Raw genomic sequence first — 25,426 nt, 5'->3', positions numbered from 1 at the left:
CAGCGTTCATCCTGAGCCAGGATCAAACTCTCCAATAAAGTTTGTCTAGCATCATAAATAAAAATTGACGTTTCACGTTGTTTGTTTCGTTCAGTTTTCAAAGAACTCGTTTGTCGCTTCATTCGCGACTTCCTTATGTTAGCATCTCTTCTTTTCGATGTCAACTAAGTTTTTTATTTCTTTTTTTCGCTTTCTGCGTGTTTTGCATCAGCGACGTGTATTAATATATCATGCGTTTTCTACCTGGTCAACACTTTTTATAAAAAATTTCACATCCGATTATTTCTACTCAATAGAGCTAAGAAACAAATAAACAATATTATTTTGATAAAAAATTCTAAATTTTATGTTATATTTATAATGGGAGCGTGATATAGGAATGGGGATTAAATATTCAAACAAGATCAATAAAATTCGTACGTTTGCATTAAGTTTGGTTTTTATCGGACTATTTATTGCATACTTAGGGGTCTTTTTCCGAGAGAACATTATTATTATGACTACTTTTATGATGATTGGTCTCTTAGCCGTTCTAGCTAGCACCTTTGTCTACTTTTGGATTGGAATGTTATCTACAAAAACTGTACAAATTATTTGTCCAGGCTGCAACAAACCGACTAAAATGCTTGGGCGTGTGGATGTATGTATGCATTGTAATCAACCTTTAACTCTTGATCCCAACTTAGAAGGAAAAGAATTTGATGAGAAATATAATAAAAAAACTATACAGCACACAAATAGTAATAAATAAAGAAAGAGACTGACGTAATCGTCAGTCTCTTTCTTTATTTATTACGCCTTATGACATTCTGGACATACGCCATAAATCTCTAAGCGATGACTATTAATAACGAAGCCCGTTGTTTTTGCAGCTTCATCTTCCAGTTTTTCCAAACCTTCATAAGGAAAATCAACAATCTTACCACATTTCTCGCAAATCACATGATAATGTTGACTTGTAACATAATCAAATCTACTTGAAGCGTCTCCGTAAGTTAATTCCTTTACAAGTCCTACTTCTTTAAATACACGTAAATTATTATAAACAGTTGCAACACTCATATTTGGAAACTTACCTTCTAATGCTTTATAAATTTCATCCGCTGTTGGGTGTGTCATAGATTCCACAAGGTACTCTAAAATAGCATGACGCTGTGGAGTAATTCGTACACCCGTATTTTTCAGCATTTCTAGCGCTTCTTTTAATTCTTCTTTGACCACCGTCATGCACCCCGATTCTATACGGATTATTATTTTATAATTCTTATAAAGAGTGTACTCCTTTTCTTGTCAATCGTCAATATTTCTACTGTAACTAGATGGTTTTTATTTTTCATCTATCCTTATTTTTATGTATGTTTGACCCCTTTTTATACATATAAAAAGTGAAACTTTAATCCACCTTTCATTACAGCAAAAATCATCTTTTTACTTCAAATGTAATAAAGTACAGAAAAAAAGTGCGATATAATCGCACTTGGAATACTATCATCTGAGGAGGTATGCCCTACCCTTTTAATGTATGAAGAACATTGAAAAATGTATAGACATATGTCTGATAGGAAACACTTCTTTCTTATTTCATAAAGTTTCCTCCTAGATCCTAAATAGAAAGAAGATAAATAGAAGGAAATACAATTGCTAATAAAAAATGTTACTCCACTATACGTTTCTCGTATAGAAAAGATATATTTATGCCTGCTTTTTTATACTTTCTAATACTTCTTCGACATGTCCCTTTACTTTCACTTTACGCCATTCTTGTACAAGTTCACCATTTTTATTAATAAGGAAAGTCGAACGTTCAATTCCCATATACTCTTTACCAAAGTTTTTCTTTAATTTCCAAACCTCATATTGTTCTGCTACCTTATGATCTTCATCCACTAATAGTAAAAATGGTAATTCGTGTTTTTTAATAAATTTTATATGTCTATTGGCTGGATCCGGGCTTACTCCAAGAATGACAGTATCATTTTCTTGAAATACTCCATATGCATCTCGAAAATCACACGCTTCTGTTGTACACCCCGGTGTCATATCTTTTGGATAGAAATATAAAACAACATGTTTCCCTCTAAAATCAGATAACTTAATTTGTTCTCCATTGCTTGCTTCCAAAGTAAAGTCTGGTGCCATTTCTCCTACTGCGATCATGCTTATCACTCCTTTTGCCTTCTACTATAACAAACATTTCCTTATTTTTCATTTTCTATTACAGTGCGAACAACGAATGCAAAGGGTAATGTATATCCAATTAAAGCTTCTATAATCGCTATCCACCGTCCTATGCCAATCGGTGTAATATCTCCATAGCCAACCGACAATAAAGTCACCGCACTAAAATATAAACATGTTTCAACAAGCTGGAATGAATGAACCGTTAACTTTTCACCATCTTCTCTTAGTACTGTAAACCCACTTTCCTCTAAGACAACATAACTTAACCCAAACGCAATAAGTACTGTCGTATAAATTAAAAATAATGAAGTTAAATTATACAAAGAAAAAAACCGTTTCGAATCCGCACATCTCCATACTAGTTGAATACTTCTTAAAACTGCAATTGCTGCAATTAAGAGAATAAGTCCCCATAACATGTCCTCCACCTCATTTTATATGTATGAGGACTATATATAATTTATCCGTCGAAACAAATAAGCCTTTCTAATTAATTCCCAGCTCCGCGATATCTTTTTACTCCTTGATTCCAAAGCGTTATTGCAATCGCAAAACAAACGATACCAACAATTGGTGTTGCAAATGCATAGCTGTTCCACTCTGTTTTTCTAAGGAAATAGGCTGCCGGATAGACACCTACAAAAGCAAAAGGTAGTATGAATGTTAAAATAAAGCGAATGACACGGTTATAAATATTTACAGGATACCTTCCGTAATTTCCGATGTTATACATAAGTGGCATAATAGAACTTTTCGCATCTGACCAAAAACCAAGACTTGCAAGGGTTACAAATATCCCCCCATATACAAGTGCACCGCCTCCTACCATTAGTATAAATAGAAAGAAGTCGTACCAATGGAAAGAAAGTCGAAGTTCTGCTGCGGCATATCCCATCACAATCATCCCGGTCATCGCTCCAATTAATGATTCCAATTCCATTCTTTCTAATATAATTTGAAATAAGCTATGAATGGGTCTCGTTAATACACGATCCATTTCTCCTTTAATAATGTATCGATCATTAAAATCCCATATATTAAAGAACGCAGAAAAAATGGCAAATGGAACTAAGAAAAATCCGTAAATAAAGATTACCTCTTCCCGGCTCCACCCTTTTAATGCTTGCGTATGCCCGAAAACGACAAGAATGAAGATTAAATTAACAGCTTGTAATAGCAAGTCCGAAAGTAATCCGACGATAAAGTCACCACGATACTCCAATTTTGTCTTTATATATTGGCTTGCGTATTGTAAAAATAATCGTATATATAGCATCTCATCATCCCCCTTGTACAACTAGACGTTTTCTCGCCGTTTTCCACATCAGCACAATTGGAATAATAAGCATTACCGCCCAAATCATTTGAAAAAATAAAGCTTCATATAATTTATTTCCGGTTATCCCTTCAGAAAAAATCATACTTGGAATATAACTGATTGCTTGAAATGGTAAAAACATCATTGCCTTTTGGGCCCATAAAGGATAGAAACTAATCGGTAATAACAAACCAGAAAATAAATCAATCACAACTCGTTTCGCATACATAATCCCACTGTTATTAAATAAGAAAAAGGTAAGCATCCCCGTCATTAAGTTAATTTGTGTATTAATAATGAAACTAAATATTAGCGATAAAAAGAAATAGAACCACGTTTGAAAATTCGTTGTAATTTGTAATGAGAATAATAAAGTTACAATAATCATTCCTGGTATCGAAAAAAATGCAAAGCGGAATATTCCTTCTCCAAGCCCTTGCATGACTTTCATTCCCAAGTAATTATATGGACGAATTAATTCTACTGCTACACGTCCCTCTTGAATTTCCATCGCAATTTCTCGATCAATATTATTAAAATAAAAAGCGCGAGCCATCCAAGCAATTGCAATATAAGTCGTCATCTGCGAAATAGATAAACTTTCAATATTCTCTTTCCCACTATAAATGGCTTGCCATAAAAAGTAATACGCACCAATATTAATTGTATAAATTAAGATACCGCTATAATAATTTGTGCGATAAGCAAGCATCATTAAAAAACGAATGCGAATCATTTCCATGTACTTACCCATGAGTCATACCTTCTTCATAAATGTTACGAATAATTTCTTCTGTAGACACTTCATTAATTTTTAAATCTTTAATTTGAAAAGCTTGCACTACTTTTGAAATAAGCATAGAAATCATGACTTCTTCGTTCGGTATTTTCGCAATCCATGTATGCTCATCTTTTGCTTTAGACCAAATAACTTGACTGTCTGGCATAATCATCGCTAATTGTTGAGGTGAAACATGCGAAACAAACTGAAAATGAATTTCCTTTTCTGCTCCCCATTGCGACCGTAAATTTTCTAAAGATCCATCATACATAATATTCCCTTCATCAAGCATAATAACGCGCTCACATAATGCCTCAATATCAGTAATATCATGCGTTGTTAATAAAATCGTTGTTTTGTAGCGCTCATTCATCTCTTTTAAAAATTTACGTATCTTCAATTTCACAAGAACATCTAAGCCAATTGTCGGTTCATCTAAAAATAATAACGGTGGATTATGAATTAAAGCTGCTGCTAATTCACAACGCATCCTTTGCCCAAGTGATAGTTTTCGCACTGGCTTATTTAATAAAGGGCCAATATCCAATGTTTCAATAACATGTTCCATATGCTCTTTATACTGTGCATCTGATACACCATATACTTTTTTCAATAAGCGAAATGATTCTTGTACAGCGATATCCCACCAAAGCTGAGATCGTTGACCAAATACAACACCGATTGTTCTGACGAATTCCTCTCTTTGTTTGTGCGGATTCATTCCGTTTACTGTAATTTCTCCAGATGTTGGAGTCAAAATCCCCGTTAACATTTTAATAGTCGTTGATTTACCCGCACCATTTTCCCCAATATAACCAACCATTTCACCTTGCTTGACAGTAAACGAAACATCATTTACTGCTGGTACTATTTTATAATTACGATTTAATAAATCACGGAATGCACCCTTTAAGCCGGAGCGACTTGAGTAAGCTGTAAATTCTTTTCGTAATCCTTTTACCTCAATTACTGATTTCATAATCAGCCCCCCTTCCTAAATATCACAACGAATAGTTTACCCGAGCTAACATCTCTATCACAAATAATACGTCTTTCTGAAAAACATGTTAGAATAATACGTAGATTTTTGTAAGGAGATGAATGATAGTGAATTTCACAAAATCAGAAGCATTACATAAGGAAGCTTTAGAACATATTGTTGGTGGTGTGAATAGCCCTTCTCGTTCTTTTAAAGCAGTTGGAGGTGGTTCTCCCGTTGCAATGGAACGCGGAAAAGGTGCTTATTTTTGGGATGTAGATGGCAATAAATATATCGACTATTTAGCAGCATACGGCCCAATTATTACAGGACATGCTCATCCACATGTAACAGAGGCCATTAAAACGGCTGCTGAAAATGGTGTTTTATACGGAACACCAACAGCATTAGAAGTAAAATTTGCAAAAATGTTAAAAGAAGCAATGCCCGCTTTAGATAAAGTCCGTTTCGTAAACTCTGGTACGGAAGCTGTTATGACTACAATCCGTGTGGCTCGTGCTTATACTGGCCGCACAAAAATTATGAAATTCGCTGGTTGTTACCATGGGCACTCAGATTTAGTACTTGTTGCAGCTGGCTCTGGCCCTTCTACTCTTGGAACTCCTGATTCAGCTGGCGTACCACAAAGCATTGCTGAAGAAGTAATTACCGTACCATTTAACAATGTCGAAACTTTAAAAGAAGCACTCGACAAATGGGGACATGAAGTTGCAGCGATTCTTGTTGAACCAATCGTTGGAAACTTTGGGATTGTAGAACCGAAACCTGGATTCCTTGAACAAGTAAACGAACTTGTTCATGCAGCTGGTGCCTTAGTAATCTACGATGAAGTTATCACCGCTTTCCGCTTTATGTACGGTGGTGCACAAGACCTTCTTGGCGTAACACCAGACTTAACAGCTCTTGGTAAGATTATTGGCGGCGGACTACCAATTGGAGCATATGGCGGTAAAAAAGAAATTATGGAACAAGTTGCTCCGCTTGGTCCTGCCTATCAAGCAGGTACAATGGCAGGAAATCCAGCTTCTATGTCAGCAGGCATCGCATGCTTAGAAGTATTAAAGCAAGAAGGCGTATACGAAAAATTAGATCAGCTTGGAGCAATGCTTGAAAAAGGTATTTTAGAACAAGCGAAAAAACATAATATCAATATTACAGTGAATCGCTTAAAAGGAGCACTCACTGTTTACTTCACTACAAATACAATTGAAGATTATGATGGTGCACAAAATACAGATGGAGAAATGTTCGGTAAATTCTTCAAACTTATGCTGAAAGAAGGAATTAATTTAGCCCCATCCAAATATGAAGCTTGGTTCTTAACAACAGAGCATACAGCAGAAGACATTGCATATACAATTGAAGCTGTTGGTAGAGCATTTGCTGCTTTAGCAAAATAATAAAGAAAAAGAAAAAATAGAGGCCTTTCTCTATTTTTTTCTTTTTCCTATTTCATAAATCACACGAAAATAGTATAATTATTCATAATTATCAGTTTTATATTCTTTCGCATTCCTTGTGTATAAAGTCATTTATACATGAAATAGTAAGATTATTTAAACTTTTTTATAAAAAAGGGGGGATTGACGGATGCTCAATACACAAAATACATGGACACCGTCTTTATTTCGAAATTATAAAAATGCTGAACACGATGCATGTGGAATCGTTTCCGTTATCGAAAAACGAAGAATTCCTACAAAAGAAAACATCGACCTTTGTATACAATCACTTATTAAAATGAATCACCGGGCTGGTTTCATGAATGGTGAAGGAGATGGAATCGGCATTCACATTGATTTACCAAAAGAACTTTGGAAAGAAAAATTAAAAAATAGCGGATATAATCCAGCGATTGTGGAACATCCTCACTTTATCGTTGGACATTTTTTTCTAGACAAAAAAGCAAATATAAATCATTTAAAAAATGATTTACGTCAAAAATTAGAGCAAAACAATCTCACCATTATATTTGAGAATGATAATGTGGTAAACTCTAATGCACTCGGCCCTCTTGGGAAACAAGAAGAACCTGTATTTTGGCAAATTGCCATGATTGCAGAGAATGAAACTACAAATATTGATCAAATGTTATTCTCTTTAACAATTGCAATTGAAGAAAAAAAGCAAGTCCATGTTTCCTCACTTAGTCAACATCACGTCGTTTATAAAGTGCTCGGAGCTGGTGATACACTTGTTGCTTACTATAATGACTTACAGCATCCGCTTATTGCATCAACAATGACATTAGGACATAACCGTTACTCCACGAATACATTATCTAATTTTTTTCGCGTACAACCATTTAGTATTCTTGGACATAATGGTGAGATTAATACGATTGCTACATTACGTGATCAAGCCAAAATGATTGATGTACCACTTACTGCTGATGGCAGTGACTCTCAAGATTTAAACCGCATCTTAGAAACTCTTCTCATTCATTACAACTACAGTTTATTCGAAGCAATGGACATCTTATTTCCACCGATTATAAATGAAATAAAATTATATGAAACGCACTTACAGGATTTATATACGTATATCCGTGAAGCGTGGGGACATTTTGCTCAAGGGCCAGCTGGTATCATTTCCCGTTATAAAGATGAAGCCGTCTTTAGTGTCGATTCCCTTGGTTTACGACCAGTTTGGAAAGTGGAAACAGAAACTTCCTTTATTTTTTCTTCAGAACCAGGAATCATCTCGCCAAATGAATATGTAGCAGAACCGAAACCTCTTGCACCTGGAGAAAAAATCGGATTACAGTGGCAGGAAGACACCCTTGTTCTCTATGAACATGAAAAGTATCAAGAAGAAGTATTCAATCGTTTCACACAGCGAATTGATGTGAAAGATTACCATCTGAATGTAACCATTCCAGCTATAGAGAACATCCATGGACGATCTCATACTACTCAAGTAGAAACCGAGGAATATGTTGCGTTTGGATGGAATCGTGAGCATATTCAACTTCTTGAACAAATGGCTGCAAAAGGAGTTGAACCAATTCGTTCTCTCGGGCACGATGCCCCCCTCGCTGCACTTGATACAGATAGACGTAACATCGCTGATTTCATAAAAGAAAGCGTAGCAGTTGTTACAAATCCAGCTATTGACCGTGATAGAGAGATTGAGCACTTCTCTACACGTATCGTACTCGGAGAACGTCCAAGTTTATCGCATACGTCTCATCATCCATTTGTGATTGAACTTTTATCGCCAATTATATTAGAAGGGAATTTAGCTCAGTCTGTAACGGACGATTTAAAAACCATCACCTATGAACAACTCCTTCAATTATTTGTGACTCATAGCACAGTTTATAAACTATCCATGACTTTTACATCATCAGAAACATTACATGATGCGCTAAATCGAATCAATGCAGAAGCAATTATGGCTGTTCGAAAAGGTGCTACTCTATTAATTTTAGATGATGCGAAAGCGCATAAAGATGGTCAATTATGGATAGATCCACATTTAATCACAGCTAGTATCCATCAAGCATTAATGGAAAAACAACTGAGAAGAAATTGCTCTCTTCTCGTTAGATCTGGTGCTCTTCGTTCCTTACACGATATTGTGACGCTATATGGATTTGGTGCAGATGTTATTCATCCTTACTTCATGTTTGCAACTGTAAATGATGGTACAAAATCACCAATTATTAATTTATATACAGCATTAAACAAAGGGATTGAAAAAGTAATTTCCACGATTGGAATTCATGAACTACGAGGTTATGGTCGCCTCTTTTCTTCCATCGGATTACACGACGAGATTGCAAATATACTGCAAATTACAAATTTCTTTGGGGCTGACCATTTAGCATTCTCACTTACAGCACTTGTAGAAGATGCAAAATCTCGAGCAATGGATTATAACAATCCAAAGGTAAGAATGCGAAAAACGTTCCATATATTCCCGCGCATTTGGAAAGCGATTGGCGATGTGGCGAAAGGAAATCAGTATGATGATTTTCGTGAAAAATTAACAGAGCTAGAAGAAAAAAATCCAATCGCAATCCGTCATCTTATTCAATTAAAAGAAGCAGAGCAAGCCGTACCACCTGAACAAGTTTCTATCGCCATAAAAAATCATAACTTACCATTTATGATTAGCTCCATGTCCTTTGGATCTCAAAATGAAATTGCCTTCCGTGCTTATGCAGAAGCTGCCGAGCGTTTAAATATGATTAGTCTAAATGGTGAAGGCGGAGAAATTAAAGATATGATTGGTAAATATCCACATACACGCGGCCAACAAATTGCATCTGGACGTTTTGGTGTAAATGCCGAACTACTTAACTCATCTAATTTAATTGAAATTAAAATCGGGCAAGGAGCAAAACCTGGTGAAGGCGGGCATTTGCCTGGTTCAAAAGTAACTTTAAAAATCGCTGAGGCACGAAACGCAACTATTGGCTCAGATCTCATTTCGCCTTCTAACAATCATGATATTTACTCAATTGAAGACTTAGCTCAAATGATTACTGAAGTTAAAACAGCGAACCAACTTGCAAAAGTGGCCGTGAAAGTTCCTGTTGTTCCTAATATTGGAACGATTGCCGTTGGTATTGCAAAAGCTGGGGCTGATTTTATTAATATAAGTGGATTCGATGGCGGAACTGGAGCCGCGCGTATTCATGCCCTGCAACATGTCGGCCTTCCTGTAGAAATCGGAGTGAAAGCTGCTCATAACGCTCTTCTCGAAGCAAATATGAGACACCAAGTAGAAATATGGGCAGATGGTGGCATTCGCAGTGTTCATGATGCACTTAAAATTATGCTTTTAGGTGCCAATCGCATCGGTTTTGGTACTTTATCCATGATTGCAATTGGCTGTACAACTTGTCGTGGCTGTCATTTAGATACGTGTCATGTAGGAATTGCAACACAAATTGAGTCAGAAGCACAAGCAAAAGAGCACGGTCTCCGCCGCTTTATTCCGCGTCAATTCGAACATGCTGTAGAAGGATTACTAAACTTATTTACTACTTTTGGAGAGGAACTGAAACGATTAACAGGAATACTTGGTTATACGAATTTACAAGAAATTGTTGGACGTTCAGATTTATTAGAGCAAACTCGCGGTATAGATTTGTTAGATTTACACAGTTTATTACACACATTAAATATTCCATCTTCTACTTCAATCCAGTCTATACAAAACGAACAACATATTGTAATAAATACGACCCATTCTAAAGAACTCATTGGTGTTAGCGTGAATCAACGCGTAATGGGAGGCTTAGAATCATGTTATCGCGTTCGTAGTAAGCTGTATGAAAATAATACTCTTGAACCGCTCACTCTAAAATATACAAATGGATCTATTCCGGGTAATGGTCTAGGAGCTTATAATAGTGAGAATTTATTTATTCATGTCAATGGTGGTGCTCAAGATGGTATTGGAAAAACATCATTTGGCGGCGGTATTTATATTACAAAATCAAAAGGAAAAGATGGTGTATACTACAATGGCTCTGTCGGAAAAGGGTTTGGATATGGTGCTCAAAAGGGAGCCTTATATGTTCAAGGAAATGCTGATGCACGTGCAGGAATTCGTCTTTCAGGAGCAGACATGATTATTGGCGGCAGAATTACAAAACCACTTCGCTCAAAGGAAAACGGCAACTTAGGTTCCTATGCAAATATAAAAGGATTCGCCTTTGAATATATGACAAATGGTCGCGCTCTTGTTTTAGGAGATCCTGGTCCATGGATTTGTGCTGGGATGACAGGTGGTATTGTCTATTTACGCCATCAACCAGAACTAGGTTTAACAGAGCATGCTTTAAAAAGACGGATTGCCAAAGGAGCAAATGTTACATTACAACCGCTTAGCAAGCATGGCAAATTAGACGTTATCGAATTATTAACAGACTATATTCGAGTATTAAATGAACATGAGCAATTTGAAGAAGTTGCTCTCTTAACACCATTACTAGATGATATACAAAAGCATTTTTATGAAATCATCCCGAAAAAAGAACAGGCAGATCCATCTGTTTCAACTGAGTAATTTTATCCTTATAAGAATTGACTAAGTGAATCACGCATAGTAATCTATAATAACAAATTGAAACCTGCTGACATTCAGCGGGTTTTTTCACTAAAAATGATGGATTCAAAAAAGGGACAATTAAAAAAACTTCACTAGTCTTTTTACATGAAATTGATTTGAAATGTCACTAAAATATCACTTGCTAACATATTGTAATGAATGTATAGTATCATGTTGTACATTCACTATGACAAGAAGAAAGGATATCAATAAGGGTATGAAACTTGGTGCTCGCATTTTAAAAACGGGTATTGCCATTACATTAGCACTGTTTGCTAGTACTTTGCTCCATCTGCCAAGTCCAGTATTTGCAGGGATTTCAGCCATTTTTGCTGTACAACCATCTGTATATCGCTCATACTTGACAGCACTCGAGCAAATTCAAGCAAATGTAATTGGTGCGGTCTTTGCCATCGCATTCGCTTTTGCTTTTGGAAATAATCCATTTATTATTGGATTAACTTGTATACTAGTTATCGCTCTTACATTACAATTACGTTTAGAAAAAACAATATCAATCGCTTTAGTTACAGTCATTGCAATTATGGAATATCAAGGTGAAAATTTCTTTGATTTTGCATTGCTACGCTTTGCAACGATTATGACTGGAATTATCGCTGCTTCACTTGTGAATTTAATATTCATGCCGCCAAAATACGAAACGAAACTATATTATCGTATCGTTGATAATACAGAAGAAATTGTAAAATGGATTCGCATGAATAGTAGGCAAGCCTCAGATTTCACAACATTAAAAACCGATATTGATCGCATGAAAGAAAAGATGATTAAGCTAAATCATTATTACTTGCTTTATAAAGAAGAACGAAGCTATACAAAGAAAATACGATTTGCAAAAATTCGTAAACTTGTTTTATTTAGGCAAATGCTTGCAACGACAAGCCGTGCTTTAAGTACGTTAAAATCACTTCATCGTACTGAGAATGAGCTGCGTCATATGCCAGAATCATTCCAAGAATCCATTCAAAATGAACTGGATTCCTTAACAAATTACCACGAACAAGTTTTATTAAAATTTATCGGCAAAGCGAAAAAGCAACAATCGGTAGAAATGTTAGATGAAGTTGAAACAGGTAAACAAGAATTGATTGATATTTTTATGGATTATCAAAATAAAGATGATGAAGAATCTTATAAAATATGGCTGCATCTATTTCCTCTTATCTCCTCCATTATTAATTATAGTGAGGAAGTGGAGCATTTGGACTTACTGGTGGACAGTTTTTACACCTATCACAAACCAGAAGACGAGTTACAAATTAGTGAAAAACAAGCCGACGAATAAGAAACAACCCCTTTACGCTAAAGGGGTTGTTTCTTCTATATGCTGAAGTTGATACAAATTATAATACAATCCACGCTTCTCCATAAGTTGTTCATGAGAACCTTTTTCCTTGATTTCTCCATTTTCAATATAAACGATTGTATCAACATGTGTAATCGTTGCGAGTCTATGAGCAATAATAATTGTTGTACGATCAGCAGCTAATGTTTGAAGAGCCTCTTGAATATATCTTTCATTTTCTAAATCCAAAGCTGAAGTTGCTTCATCTAATATAAGCAATGATGGATTTTTTAAGAACACACGAGCAATCGCAATACGCTGCCTTTGTCCGCCAGATAATTTTACTCCTCGTTCTCCCACTATCGTATGATATCCATCTGGTAAATCAATAATAAAATCATGAATCTGCGCTGCCTTTGCAGCTGCAATTACCGCTTCATCTGTAGCATTGGGATTCCCATATAAAATATTTGCTCGAATCGTATCACTAAATAATAAATTATCTTGCAATACAATCCCGATATGGCTGCGTAAATTTCTCATTTCATACTCTTTTACGTTTACATCATCTATATAAACGGCACCGCTAGATACATCATAAAAACGCGGAATTAAACTTGCAATGGATGATTTTCCTCCTCCACTTGCTCCAACAAGCGCCACTTTTTCCCCAGGAGCAATAGTAAATGACAGGTGACGTAATACGTCTGTTTCTTTTTCATTATAACGAAACGAAACATCATCAAATACAACTTTTCCATCTAATTTTTTCGTTTGAATTGCATGATCGACATTTACAATCTCATATTTTTCATCTAATAATTCGAAAACACGATCCATAGAGGCAAATGATTGTGTCAATGTTGTAGAAGAATTCACAAGACGTCGCAGCGGACTATATAAACTATCCATATATCCAACAAAAGCAACCATCGTCCCGAGCGTGAGGTTTCCATGAATAACTTCATATGCTGCAAATACAATAACAAGCAATGGACCTAAATCTGTTAATGTATTCACCGCCGAGAATGTTTTAGCAGTCCAACTTGTATGATTCAATGCTTTTGTTAAAAAATCATTATTTCTTTTTTCAAACTGTCTCTGTTCATATTCTTCAAGCGCGAAACTGCGCGTCACTTGCATGCCTTGAATCCGCTCATGTAAGTAACCTTGCATCGTTGCAAGTGCTTGCGAACGCACTCTCGTTAATTTACGAAGACGACTGAAAAAATATTTTACTGCAACTGCATAGATTGGCAAAATAAATAACGCGACGAGCGTCAATTTTATATTCATAGAAAACATCACTACCATGGCAATTAAAATGGTAGCCATATCAAGCCAAACATTCATCAATCCCGTAATAACAAAGTCCTTCGTCTGCTCTACATCATGAATTACACGTGAAATAACTTCACCTGTTTTCGTATTTGAATAATACCGTAAGCTTAATCGTTGCAAATGATCAAAAATATGTTTCCGTAAATCATAAAGCACTGTATTCCCAATGCGTTGCGCAAAGTATTGACGATAATATTCAATTGGCGGTCTCAACACTGCAAAAATGAAAAAAGTAATTCCAACTGCTGTTATTAATTGTGATGTTTTTTCTTGAAGTGATCCCCCACCTTGAATAACATCATCAATAATATACTTTAATAACCATGGCATAATAAGCGGAATACCAAATTTAATTAAGCCGATAATGATGGTGATTACAATCAGCCATCTATATGGTTTTACAAACTGTAAATACCTTTTTATTCCTTGCATATAACTCCCCCTTTAATAGGACAAACCTGCTGGGAATACCCTAGCAGGTTTGTTTTAATCTCTATACATTAAATAGCGCTCATACCACATATCTACAAAGTCCGGTGCAAACGGTCCTTTTCGCTGATGAATCCACTTCCTTAAATATTCTACGTTCCTCTTTAAAATTGTATCAATGACAGGTGGATACTTCATCATTTTGCTATGCTTCTCATACTCATCCTCATCTAAAAGAGTATATGTCATATCTGGATATACTTTAATATCCAAATCATAATCAATATACTTTAACGCTTCAAGATCGTATGCAAATGGGGAACTTAAATTACAATAGTAGTATACACCATCTTCTCGCAACATCCCAATTACATTAAACCAATAATTTGCATGAAAATAACAAATTGCTGGTTCACGAGTAATCCATGTTCGTCCATCTGATTCCGTAACAAGCGTCCGATCATTCGCACCAATCACTAAACTTTGTGTTCCTTTTAAAATCGTCGTCTCTTCCCACATTCTATGAATGGAGCCATTATGTTTATAACTATGTACTTGTACTTTTTCTCCTTCTTTGGGAAATCCCATACGTGCTCCCTTCCTTCACTATAAATGCCCCTCTCAAGTTGTTAAAATTTCTCTTGAACCGCATTTACTTTTTTTCTATTATAACTTTTTTGTCGAAATTTTAAAACTAAGCCGTTAGCATTCGCCTAAAAAATCAGTCTCCTGCACAAGATAAGAAAAAGCCCTTCTTCAAGTCTTTAAGGAAGGGCACGTAACGATATGATGAACATGTCTCTAATCCTTAGTTAGAAATGAACCTTTCCTTTTTAAAAGAATGAATGACCTCATTTGTCTGCTTCTCAAATTTTTCATGTAACAACTTTAATGCTAATTCTGTTTTGGATATTTCTTGACGAATAAAATATAAGTCCTTTTGATCATACTTCTCTTGCTCATTACTTTCAATTTGTTGGTATCTCTCTAAATGCGCTTGTAGTTTTAAAAGTTCGTCCATTATTTGCAACTGCTCTCCTACCAACTTATCAAATGAATTCATCAGCTACCCCCTTTATTTATGCACCCTAAATTTATACAAGATACATCGTCTACTACATATTTTTCTCATTTGATATATCGTTCTCCTTTGACTACATTTGTTGACTTATTAGAAGTTATGTCGCTATCTACTGTATGACTCATTACTTTATTTCAGTACAAAGAAAACACTTCCCTTAGAAAGAGAAGTGTTTTTCCTTTGTTACTGATTTGTGCTAGAAGATTGTGATTTTTTTGCAGCTGATTGTGCGTTTTGCTTTTTCACTGCTTGCACATCCGTTTCAGTTGCAAACTCTGTACCATAGCTTGCGTTTGCACTTTGAGTACCAGAAGCTTGCGCCTTTTTCGCCTCTGATTGTGCGTTTTGTTTTTTCACTGCTTGCACATCTGTTTCAGTTGCAAACTCTGTACCATAACTAGCATTTGTGCTTTGAATGCTAGCGCCAGAAGTTGCTTTGTTATAACCTTGTTGTTTTTTGTTCATCTTTCTCACCTCCACAACTAATAATGTCCCCAATCATATAAAAGATATCCCCCTATTTATTTTTTCACGAATGTATATATCTATTAACGATCATTCAAACTACATATGATGGAGGTGTAAGTATGTATGTTGGACGTGATATGGCGGAGTTAACAATGATTTCAAAGAAAGAATGGAAAGAAGAAGAATTAGCTTATTTTCATCATTCTTTACAACAAATCATGCCGTATTTAAATGTAGAAGGCCAAACAATATATAAAGAAATTATAAAAGAGATTGAAGCTCGCGGTGGCTTTCATAAAAGCGAGGCCGATGGGACTCATGGCACTCGTATTTCTTATGACTAAAAAACGTGTTCCCTAACTTGGGAACACGTTCCATCTCCATCCTTTCTTAGTTGTAAAAGACCAAATCGGAGAAGTTACTCGGCCACCATATCGGTCTTCGACTTTGATATACCAATGATATGTTGTATTTTCCTCTAAGTCTTTTAATTTCACTTTTGCATTACGCCAATTTGCCACGAAATTATCTTTGCCAATCACTTCATCTGTATAGACGTTTACCTCTACATAATCTGTTGCAACTTGTTTAATCGCAGGTTTTAAATCCATATCTAATGTAAATTCATCTTTCCCTGGATATTCTTCAGGTTTATAGAAATTGTATTCATTTAAATATGGAGAATATGTTTTTACATACATTTTATTTGCAGTTGTATCAAATTGTAAAAGGCGCATATATCCTTGTCCACCTTCTGGTCCACCTTGATAATCAGCTAACATTTGATATACTTTACGATCTGCAATTCCATCTCCATCATCATCAATTTCATCAATTAATGTCTCGCTATCATGATAATGTCCGCATAATACCGCCAACACATTTTTATTTGGCTTTACGACTTCATTAAAAATTTTCTCCCCAATTGGGCTGCGATTACCGGATACAAGTAAATATTCATGGAATGATAAAATTGCTTTTCGATTCGGATACTTTTCTAATACTTTCTTCATCCATTGAATATCTTCATCTGTAACCCCCCAGCCCATATAAAGCATAATGAAATCATTGCCGTTTGCTGAAATTAAGTCGTAATGACCACGATTATTTTTATAACTTTCTCCGTAAAAAGGTTTATCTTTAAAACGCCAATCTCCAAAATATTTAGAGTATGATGTATAGTCCTCTCCTTTATGATCTACATCATGGTTTCCTGCTAGCACACCATATGGTACATTTCCATTCTCTAATACTTTCATATATTCGTCTGCACGCTTCCATTGAACTTCTTCATATGCCTTCTCAACAATATCACCTGTATGGAATACATATTTAATATTTAGCGGGTTCTTTTGAGCAGCTATCCAATTTACTTGACTTTGATAAATATATGGATAACTTTCAGCATAGTATTGTGTATCCGACATCCAAACAAATGTATAATCAAATTTATTTGGTGAACTTGGAATTTGATCTTGTACAATTACACTTACTTTTTGATTTTTCACATATTCTTTTGCAACAACTGTACCATTTAATTCAAAATCTTTATCTCCAGCAATTTTCGATGTTAGTTCTACCCATTTATTGGTTGTATAGTTCCATGCATACATAGTAACTTTTCTGCCTGCTAATGAACGACCGTACCATTTCACTTTTACTGCCGCGTCATCTTTCACATCAGCAGCAACCTTTACATCGAAACGATGATATGGGAACTTTTCTGTTGATTCTGTCATATAGTATTTCCCGTCTTTTTTACTCACTTTACTTATCTGCTCCTGATTCAATTGTTGTTCTCCACCTACTTCAAACCCTTGCGGTGGTTCTTGTTCTATCTTATTTTCTGAAATAGCAATATGATCTGTCTCATTTGGTGTATACTTATACCCTTTATAAAAAGTAGCCTTCATCGCATCATTTGTCGGATCCGTAACTTTCGCTTCAAGTGTCGGGTTTGTACTTACATTTTCCTCTCCATCTATAGGAGCAATAGGAATAGGATTCGTCGGATCTTCTGCCCATGTTTCAAATAGAACTGTCTTTTCTTCATGATTCCCTACTTCGTCTTCAGCCTCTATATGTAACTCGTGCTTGCCTGCTGACAGCTGTGCAGATGATGTTTCATATGGCGTCATAATTTCTTTTCCATCTAGTATAACTTTTTTACTCTTTACTCCTGCAATCTCATCTGTAACTGTTACATCAATTCGAATTTTCCCTTTATATTTCTTGTTATTCTGCACTGTAGTTGAAATTTTTGGTGCTGCATTATCTACTTTTACATTTGCAACAACCTCTTGATTCACACTATCTCGTACTGCGATGCGATGTTTTCCATTTTTCACCTGTTTTGTATCCCACAAATATGCATTAGAAATAAACTTTTCCTCTGGAACTTGAAATGCAAATGAAAATACAGGTGTTGCTGTGTCCCCATCGCCAACTGATAACTCTTGCGATGGATTTGCAAAATTCGGATCATATAAAGTCGTTCCATCCGCTAATACAAGGCGTACATTTTTTAAATAAAAATCATCTTTGTTCTCTTCAATTCGATCATCAAATGGAGAACTTTTAGAACCTGAACGAATATCAATTTTAAATGGTTCCTTATATTTAATTTTTGATTGATCAATTTTGACAGTTAATGTGACATAATCATTATACGTATCATCAAATATATGCAATACTTCATTACCAATTGTAACGGCATTTTTAAAATACAAATCTGTTTTCTTTACATCAAAAGCAAAATAAGCTGGCTTCTCTAATGCACGATATATATTCGTCTCCACTTGTTTATCATCTATAAACAAAGCAAGCTGCTCAGACCAATTGGAAGAAGACGTCCCTTTTAGTAAAACTTGTCCTGCGACGACTTCGTCATTTTTAACATTTAAGCGAAGTGATCCTTGCTCTTTCTTGTTAGCGACTTGAACGGAATATATATCGCTTTTCACTATATGAAAACCATCTGACACTTCTAAATAATATGTTATATTTTCTTTCCCGATTAGCTCTGGAGAATAAATTGTATAGTAGTATTGTTTATCTTTACGATCTTCTACTAAATCTACCATTTTATACTCTGCATCAATATTTGTTTTATAAAATAATTTCACACTTTTAACTTGTTCATTATTAAGAACAGAAAATTTCAGTTTATGATCTTGTTCTTCTGAAATTTGTCCTTCTGCTTTCTCATGTGAGATTTTTGGCAACACAGTATCCTCTTTTAATTCAACACGTTTGGCTGGCACTTGTCCTTCAAATATTGAACCAGGAGAAGCCGGATGTTCTGCACTACTAATTTTTTGCATTACTTGTGAACCGTCCAACGGATAACGATATAAAATCCCTTTATTTGCTTTCACATCATTCGGAGTTGTTTGTTCATTATAATAGGCAGATGCGATTTCTTTCCCTGTTTTTGTTGCTACAATCACTCCGCGTGCACTTCCGTTCGCCATACCATTTGAATGGATTTTAACAATATTTTTATTTTCTACTAAATTTACACCAAATTGTTTATTAAAATCAGCTACTGTTTTTTCTTTATTTGGACCATTTATAATCCAAAATACAAGCGTCTGTCCAGACGGAATGACAATATCATCCGGTACGGCTCCCCAAATTAAATCCCCTTCTGCTCCTTCAGATGGATACCGATATCGAATTGTATAATCTTTAAAATTGATATCTTCTGCGCTGTTGTTATATATTTCAATAAATTCATAGCCATCTGCTCCTCCAACATTTGTTGTATCAGGCGTGACTTCCGTAATTAAAAATGGTGGTATCCTTTGCGGATCTACTTCTTTATGTTCAATTTTCGTTTCATAGGATTGTTCCAACGTTTTTTGATTCCCTTGCACAACAATTTTATAAGATAAAGTGTTTCCCCACAGCTCTTTTTGAGGAATTGTCACCTTATAAATATCACTATTTTCTTCTTTTGTCATTTGCGTTTTTTTATGCGCTAACTTACCATCTTGTGTATATAAAACCGATACAGTTTCGCCACCTTTAATGGTAGCAGTAATTGTTAAATCTTCTGTTTCTTTATGAACAGGAACAGCTGTATGCTCAATCGTAATATCCGCTTGTTCTGATGTCTTTATTGTTTCTTCATTGGCACTGGTTTTCTCTTTAGGAGTATAAACTGTTTCGTCTGTTTTCTTTTCCGCTTCTGTTTGATAATTCTCATTTTGTGTAGGTTGCTTTTCAAGTGCTTCTTTGGAGTTAGGCTCGATGGCTTTTGGCGGTAGTGGTTTACTGTCTGTTGGAACATCCTTTTTAGATTGAGATTCTGATGGTAGTGCTTCTTCTTTCTGTGATGGAAATGTTGTGTAAGTTCCTGGTGAGGGTATTGCATTTTTTACTTCTTTTTTTGTTCCATTTAAAAAGGAATGTGTTGAAATCTCTTTATTTTCTTTTTTTGTTTCAAAAAAATCTATCGTGTTTTGCTTCTCATCTTCTACTTCGATTTTAATATTTTCATCCTGTAAATTATCTGTTACAAATAAAACATCATCTTCTTTTATTTTCGTCTTATAACGCTCATTCACCTCATTCACATTTTTATTTCCAAATACGAGTAACTGCGTTGCTTTCGGTTGAACAGACTTTTCCTCATTTTTTACATTTAATACTTCCCCGTTTACTTTCAACTGAAGGTTCTTCATATCGATAATTTTCTCTGATGGATTATACAATTCGATATAACTGAAGTCATCTGTATAATGCACTTCTGAAATCAGAACTTGCTGTTTCTCTTCTTCAGCCAAAGAAACTTTCAGCGGTGCAGCTAACGTTTGAATGAAAAAGGCTGCCACAATTGCTGAGCAAATTGTTTTTTTAAACATCGTCGAGTCTCCTTTCCTTTTCACTACAAATTCTATTTTATTCCCCCTTTGTTAAGACAATATGAAATATTTGTAATTTTTCGTTATGTTTATGTCGAAAAAACTCCAGCCATCAAGGCTGGAGCTTTTCCACGCATTCTTCGTAAATGGTGCGATGTGCTTTTGAAAATGGTAACTGTTCAAAGGCTTCTTTCGTTACAACCTTCAAAGTATCTGTTTCCACAATTTCTCCCATTATTTTTCCATAAAATACAAATACATCCCATGTCCGATGTGTAAAAGTATGCTGTACATTCATCGCATATTCATCAACTGATACAGAAAGGTCGAATTGTTCTTTCGCATAATCAATAAGCTGTTGTTTTTGATTCCGAATCCCTGCACGAATTTCAACATTTGGAAATTCCCACATATTTGCAAGTAATCCTTCGTTCGGGCGTTTATGAATCACATAACGACCATCTTCTGTTTGAAGTACACCAGCAACAAGCGGTACCATTTTAGGAGCTTTCGCTTTACTTTTAACCGGTAAATCCTTTTGAACACCTTCAGCGTATCCACGGCAATGCTCTCGTACAGGACAAAGTAAACAAGCTGGATTTTTCGGGATACAAATTAATGCTCCTAGTTCCATTAACCCTTGATTAAAGTATGATGGGTTTTCTGTTGAAATGATTTCACGTACAATATCTTCAAATATTTTTCTTGTTTTCGGCTTTGCAATATCTTCCCAAACAGATAAAATACGAGATAATACACGCATAACGTTTCCATCAACTGCCGGTTCAGGTATTCCGTATGCAATACTTAAAATAGCACCTTTTGTATACGGTCCAATCCCTTTTAATTTTTCAATTTTTTTCACATCACTTGGAACTTTCCCGCCATATACTTCTTTGACTTCCTTTACAGCCGCATGTAAATTCCTTGCTCGTGAGTAATACCCAAGGCCTTCCCATGCTTTTAACACTTCTTCATCTTCAGCATCTGCTAATGCTTCTAGCGTCGGGAACTTTCCCATGAAGTTTGCGTAATATGGTTTTACAGCTTCCACTCGTGTTTGTTGCAACATAATTTCAGACACCCACACACGATATGGATCTTTATTTTTTCGCCATGGTAAATCTCTTTGTTCTTTTTCAAACCAACGAATTAAATCTTCTTGAAATTGCTTTATATTAAAATCATCTAATATTTCAAGTGTCAAACCGTGTCCCCCTCATTTTTTGCATATACGTACTATTATAAAGATTTTAGGAAAAAATTTAAGTAAGATAATGCAGGAAATAGAAGGCAAATGACTTGAGGTGTTGAATAAAAAGAGTTACATTAATAAAAAATGGAGGTGTGTTTTTATGGACACAGCCACTCATCTTGTTATGGGGGTCACATTAGGTGGTTTAGCAACTTTAGATCCAACTATAGCTCAAAGTGATTTTGGACCTCAAGCCGTAATGCTTGCAACAATTGCAGGTTCCAATATCCCTGATATAGATACTGTTTTAAAGCTACGTAATAACGCAAAATATATACGAAATCATCGCGGAATTACCCATTCCATTCCTGCCGTTATTCTTTGGTCATTTCTTATAAGCGGAATTTCCTTCACCTTCTTTACAGAAGTTCCCTATCTTCACCTGTTACTTTGGTCATTTATCGCTGTCTTTCTTCATGTATTTGTTGATATTTTTAACGCTTATGGTACACAAGCATTACGCCCTTTCACAAAAAAATGGATCGCGCTTGGTGTCATTAATACATTTGATGCCATTATTTTCTTTATCCATATCTTAGCGATTGCCTGTATGCTTGTTGGTGCTCATAAAGGTTATACCGCTTTAGCTGCGTATGTATTAATGACCGTCTATTATATAGGCCGAATTATCATGCGACAAAATGTGGAAAACGTTGTGTACAAACGTTTTAAAAATGTGGAAAACGTGATTATCTCTCCTTCTTATCGTTTTTATCATTATCATTTAGCTGTTGTCACAACAGAGCATTACTATGTTGCTCGTTGGCACCGCGGCAATATTATGGTATATGATAAATTTGATCGAGTTCCGTTTCCAGAAAATGATATTATGCATGCTGCGAAACAAGATGAGAATATTGCCGCTTTTTTATCTTTCTCTCCTGTCTATCGCTGGGATATTTTTGACTACGATACCTACTATGAAGTGCGCTTTATCGATTTACGTTACCGCAGCAAAGATTACTATCCATTTGTTGCAATCGTTCAATTAGATCACAATTTAAATATTATTAGTTCCTATACAGGTTGGATTTTCAGCGAGGAAAAACTTCGTAAAAAATTAGAATTACTTCCACATTAAAAGAAGCGACCAAGAGCGGTCGCTTCTTTTAATGTTTTATATGTTCTTCTTGATTAATGAAATGGCTATATTTAGGATTATTTGTACGCATTTCGTGAAGTCTTCCACCATGATTTTGAATCCATGCTCTTACCACTTGCTCCGTCATTTTTTCTCCTTGATAGCGGCCAGATTTTGCATATGTTGCTTGAAAATCTTCCCATAACAACTCAACCCATGCGCGAGCCTGAGCATAAGATAAAAAATTATTTTTCGCCAGTAGTTCTTTTGTTAATGTTTCATAAATATCATTCATGTTACATTCTCCTTTTATTTATTTTCTTAATTTCTAGAGGATATTTTCTTCTACTTTGCACATTCTATTAGTGATACTTCTTAACAAGTATCAAATGATAATGAGGGGGCGTTCTTCTTGGGTAGACAAGCCGAATTTTGGTCTGAGTCAAAAAACAACAGCAAAATAGATGGTCAACCGAAAGCAAAAGCACGTTTTGCTTCCAAAAGACCTAACGGCACAATTAACACGCACCCACAGGAACGTATGCGTGCTGCAAATCAGCAGGAAGAGGAATAGTGTACATTACATTCATTTAACTTCCTACACGAGGTGATAAAGATGAGCTACCGCGATCACTTAGATAGTCGTTCTGAATTATTTAACCATACGTGGACACGTCCAAAACATGCAAAAGCACAAGTAAATGGACAAACGCAACAAACCCAGTCTCTCATTATATTGGCGAATGAATGTAAAAAACGTCAATTTTAAAATCTCCTATCTCCTTTAACGCCTACCAAAGATGAAAACCAGAGAGATTTTTCCTCTCTGGTTTTTTATCTTACTATTAATAGACTGTATCCCACCATAAAATTCAGAAAAGAAACGGTAAGTTTTTTTCTTCGAGACGTTTAAGCCTACGCATTTTGATATCATTTATAGTACATCGCTTCTTTCATCATGCAGCTCTGATTTGGTTGGTTCATTCAGTCTAATCAAATTAACCTTTGAAATTACGAGGAAAAAGCAGTTCCATTTTTGATACCTTTATTTCTCCTTCAGTAATGAAATAGGGATACCAATTTCTTCACTGTCATTTTGTTTATGCCCCCAAGCAAATACCCCATTGAAATACGTAATTGTAAAGAATACGCCTGGTTCTTCTACTAATTCATACGTTTCGCCAATTTGAAACTTATTCATATCTGTCATATAAGCGCGAGCCATTACTATTTTTCTCATTAATACGTCGAATTCATTTACAATGCCAAGTTGCTCTGCCTTTACAGCCTGCTCTTTTAACATTCCAATTTCTTCTCTTAGTTCATATGATGTCATTTCACTGTATCTCTTAGGCATATTCATTCTATTCCCTCATCCCTCTTCACGTTTCATTTGTAGAAATCCCTCTATTTCATCAATCGAAAATCCTTTTCGATATAATGCTTGCTTCATCTTATTTTCAAACGTCCAACCATCATATTTCTTATACTTCTCATAATATTTGTTCCCATGATAGTATAACGCTTCTTGTTGTTTGGAATCATCTTTTTCTTCTTTCAATTCTTCTAAACAAATTTGAATCACATCACGCGAAAATCCTTTGCGAATGAGCATATCCTCTAACTTTTGTTTCATCTGTAAAAAAGAATGCTTTTGATAAGATTTTTTCTTTTTTTCTACCAACATACATGCATTATCAATTTGCTTTTCTTTTGGATATTCTTGTAAACTATGAGTAATAATAACTTCTTGAACGCCTTTTCTTAAAAGTTCTCTTCTAATAACAGACGGCCCCTTTTGATTTACATTACTTTGCGTTCGCACATAGAAAACAGCGTACTCTCTATCATTAATATAGCGATCATGTAATAATTTTGGAATTACTTCAGAGATGATGGCTTGTCCCACTTCTTTTTTTTGTAAATATTCTTCTACTTCCTGTTTCGTTCTCATTTGATAAGATAAATAAGAAATAGCTTGCAAATATGCTTTTTGCACTTCCTCATTGTATAAAATATTAGCGATCTCTACTTCATCAATTTCTAAGCCTTTTTGCAATCCATGCTTAATTAAAATAGTTTGATTTACACTAAATCCATATTCCTCGCCTTGTCCCTTATCAATATAAATATTAAATCTTTCTTTCGTTCTCTTTTGTACTTCTATTTTCGTAATGACAGCCATATTTTTCACCTCGCTACTATTTTAACATAGTTATGTCGCAATTTTATTTTTGATGAATATAGATAA

At 35.2% G+C, this 25,426-nt stretch carries 23 protein-coding genes; 8 read left to right on the top strand and 15 right to left on the bottom strand.

The window, feature by feature from the left end:
• The first annotated feature begins 379 nt into the window (after positions 1-379).
• Positions 380-751: a YgzB family protein gene (locus tag MR058_RS13305; RefSeq protein WP_242144454.1), complete on the top strand. Its 372-nt coding sequence runs from the start codon at positions 380-382 to the stop codon at positions 749-751.
• 41 nt (positions 752-792) lie between these two features.
• Here MR058_RS13305 and perR read toward each other — a convergent pair whose 3' ends face one another.
• The 6 genes from perR to MR058_RS13275 all read right to left on the bottom strand — a co-directional run bounded on the left by perR (position 793) and on the right by MR058_RS13275 (position 5,259).
• Complete coding sequence (gene perR / locus MR058_RS13300; RefSeq protein WP_207994911.1) at positions 793-1,221, bottom strand: peroxide-responsive transcriptional repressor PerR; 429 nt, start codon at positions 1,219-1,221, stop codon at positions 793-795.
• A gap of 471 nt (positions 1,222-1,692) precedes the next feature.
• Positions 1,693-2,157, bottom strand: a complete 465-nt coding sequence (gene bcp / locus MR058_RS13295) for a thioredoxin-dependent thiol peroxidase (RefSeq protein WP_242144453.1) — start codon at positions 2,155-2,157, stop codon at positions 1,693-1,695.
• Positions 2,158-2,198: 41 nt separating this feature from the next.
• Positions 2,199-2,600 carry a potassium channel family protein gene (locus tag MR058_RS13290; protein ID WP_242144452.1) on the bottom strand — a complete coding sequence of 134 codons (402 nt, stop codon included), beginning with the start codon at positions 2,598-2,600 and terminating at the stop codon, positions 2,199-2,201.
• A gap of 71 nt (positions 2,601-2,671) precedes the next feature.
• The gene (locus MR058_RS13285) at positions 2,672-3,457 is read right to left on the bottom strand and encodes an ABC transporter permease (protein ID WP_242144451.1); all 786 of its coding nucleotides are present in this window, start codon (positions 3,455-3,457) and stop codon (positions 2,672-2,674) included.
• Positions 3,458-3,461: 4 nt separating this feature from the next.
• On the bottom strand, positions 3,462-4,253 hold the full coding sequence (locus MR058_RS13280; RefSeq protein WP_242144450.1) for an ABC transporter permease: 792 nt from the start codon (positions 4,251-4,253) through the stop codon (positions 3,462-3,464).
• Entirely contained in the window at positions 4,246-5,259 is a 1,014-nt protein-coding gene (locus MR058_RS13275; protein WP_242144449.1) for an ABC transporter ATP-binding protein, read from the bottom strand. Before MR058_RS13275 ends, MR058_RS13280 begins: the two co-directional genes overlap by 8 nt.
• Before the next feature lie 122 nt (positions 5,260-5,381).
• Between MR058_RS13275 and hemL the strand changes: the two genes are divergently transcribed.
• From hemL to MR058_RS13260, 3 genes are all read left to right on the top strand, one after another.
• Positions 5,382-6,680, top strand: a complete 1,299-nt coding sequence (hemL, locus tag MR058_RS13270; RefSeq protein WP_242144448.1) for a glutamate-1-semialdehyde-2,1-aminomutase — start codon at positions 5,382-5,384, stop codon at positions 6,678-6,680.
• Between the two features lie 190 nt (positions 6,681-6,870).
• The gene (locus MR058_RS13265; RefSeq protein WP_242144447.1) at positions 6,871-11,304 is read left to right on the top strand and encodes a glutamate synthase-related protein; all 4,434 of its coding nucleotides are present in this window, start codon (positions 6,871-6,873) and stop codon (positions 11,302-11,304) included.
• Positions 11,305-11,563: 259 nt separating this feature from the next.
• Positions 11,564-12,652, top strand: coding sequence for an aromatic acid exporter family protein (locus MR058_RS13260; protein ID WP_242144464.1), 1,089 nt, complete (start codon positions 11,564-11,566; stop codon positions 12,650-12,652).
• 12 nt (positions 12,653-12,664) lie between these two features.
• Here the strand turns inward: MR058_RS13260 and MR058_RS13255 are convergent, their stop codons facing one another.
• The 4 genes from MR058_RS13255 to MR058_RS13240 all read right to left on the bottom strand — a co-directional run bounded on the left by MR058_RS13255 (position 12,665) and on the right by MR058_RS13240 (position 15,983).
• Positions 12,665-14,425 (bottom strand): ABC transporter ATP-binding protein, encoded by a 1,761-nt coding sequence (locus MR058_RS13255; RefSeq protein ID WP_242144446.1) that lies wholly within the window; start codon positions 14,423-14,425, stop codon positions 12,665-12,667.
• A 54-nt stretch (positions 14,426-14,479) separates the two neighbouring features.
• Positions 14,480-15,010 (bottom strand): nucleoside tri-diphosphate phosphatase, encoded by a 531-nt coding sequence (ntdP, locus tag MR058_RS13250; RefSeq protein ID WP_242144445.1) that lies wholly within the window; start codon positions 15,008-15,010, stop codon positions 14,480-14,482.
• Positions 15,011-15,230: 220 nt separating this feature from the next.
• The gene (locus tag MR058_RS13245; protein ID WP_242144444.1) at positions 15,231-15,485 is read right to left on the bottom strand and encodes a YgaB family protein; all 255 of its coding nucleotides are present in this window, start codon (positions 15,483-15,485) and stop codon (positions 15,231-15,233) included.
• A 201-nt stretch (positions 15,486-15,686) separates the two neighbouring features.
• A complete protein-coding gene (locus tag MR058_RS13240; protein WP_081428424.1) occupies positions 15,687-15,983 on the bottom strand; it encodes a gamma-type small acid-soluble spore protein in 297 nt (98 codons plus the stop codon).
• Positions 15,984-16,090: 107 nt separating this feature from the next.
• On the opposite strand from MR058_RS13240, the gene MR058_RS13235 reads away from it, so the two are divergent.
• Positions 16,091-16,315: a hypothetical protein gene (locus tag MR058_RS13235; RefSeq protein WP_242144443.1), complete on the top strand. Its 225-nt coding sequence runs from the start codon at positions 16,091-16,093 to the stop codon at positions 16,313-16,315.
• A 12-nt stretch (positions 16,316-16,327) separates the two neighbouring features.
• On the opposite strand, the gene MR058_RS13230 is transcribed toward MR058_RS13235, so the two are convergent.
• Together MR058_RS13230 and mutY are read right to left on the bottom strand one after the other, a co-directional pair.
• Positions 16,328-20,839: a lamin tail domain-containing protein gene (locus MR058_RS13230; RefSeq protein ID WP_242144442.1), complete on the bottom strand. Its 4,512-nt coding sequence runs from the start codon at positions 20,837-20,839 to the stop codon at positions 16,328-16,330.
• Between the two features lie 112 nt (positions 20,840-20,951).
• A complete protein-coding gene (gene mutY, locus MR058_RS13225; protein ID WP_242144441.1) occupies positions 20,952-22,046 on the bottom strand; it encodes an A/G-specific adenine glycosylase in 1,095 nt (364 codons plus the stop codon).
• A 148-nt stretch (positions 22,047-22,194) separates the two neighbouring features.
• Between mutY and MR058_RS13220 the strand changes: the two genes are divergently transcribed.
• Complete coding sequence (locus MR058_RS13220) at positions 22,195-23,175, top strand: metal-dependent hydrolase (RefSeq protein ID WP_242144440.1); 981 nt, start codon at positions 22,195-22,197, stop codon at positions 23,173-23,175.
• Positions 23,176-23,203: 28 nt separating this feature from the next.
• Here MR058_RS13220 and MR058_RS13215 read toward each other — a convergent pair whose 3' ends face one another.
• The gene (locus MR058_RS13215) at positions 23,204-23,470 is read right to left on the bottom strand and encodes a YfhJ family protein (RefSeq protein ID WP_242144439.1); all 267 of its coding nucleotides are present in this window, start codon (positions 23,468-23,470) and stop codon (positions 23,204-23,206) included.
• Positions 23,471-23,587: 117 nt separating this feature from the next.
• On the opposite strand from MR058_RS13215, the gene MR058_RS13210 reads away from it, so the two are divergent.
• On the top strand, positions 23,588-23,749 hold the full coding sequence (locus tag MR058_RS13210) for a small, acid-soluble spore protein K (RefSeq protein ID WP_011983551.1): 162 nt from the start codon (positions 23,588-23,590) through the stop codon (positions 23,747-23,749).
• 42 nt (positions 23,750-23,791) lie between these two features.
• Complete coding sequence (locus tag MR058_RS13205; RefSeq protein ID WP_002174744.1) at positions 23,792-23,944, top strand: YpzG family protein; 153 nt, start codon at positions 23,792-23,794, stop codon at positions 23,942-23,944.
• A gap of 276 nt (positions 23,945-24,220) precedes the next feature.
• Here the strand turns inward: MR058_RS13205 and MR058_RS13200 are convergent, their stop codons facing one another.
• Positions 24,221-24,538, bottom strand: coding sequence for a YfhH family protein (locus tag MR058_RS13200; protein WP_242144438.1), 318 nt, complete (start codon positions 24,536-24,538; stop codon positions 24,221-24,223).
• Between the two features lie 9 nt (positions 24,539-24,547).
• Entirely contained in the window at positions 24,548-25,360 is an 813-nt protein-coding gene (gene recX, locus MR058_RS13195; RefSeq protein WP_242144437.1) for a recombination regulator RecX, read from the bottom strand.
• Positions 25,361-25,426: the final 66 nt, after the last annotated feature.

This window comes from Bacillus cereus group sp. BfR-BA-01430, from assembly GCF_022663115.1.
Lineage (GTDB): Bacteria > Bacillota > Bacilli > Bacillales > Bacillaceae_G > Bacillus_A > Bacillus_A cereus_BD.
The sequence above is the reverse complement of the archived record's forward strand: the minus strand, read 5'-3'. Positions and strand labels throughout refer to the sequence as shown.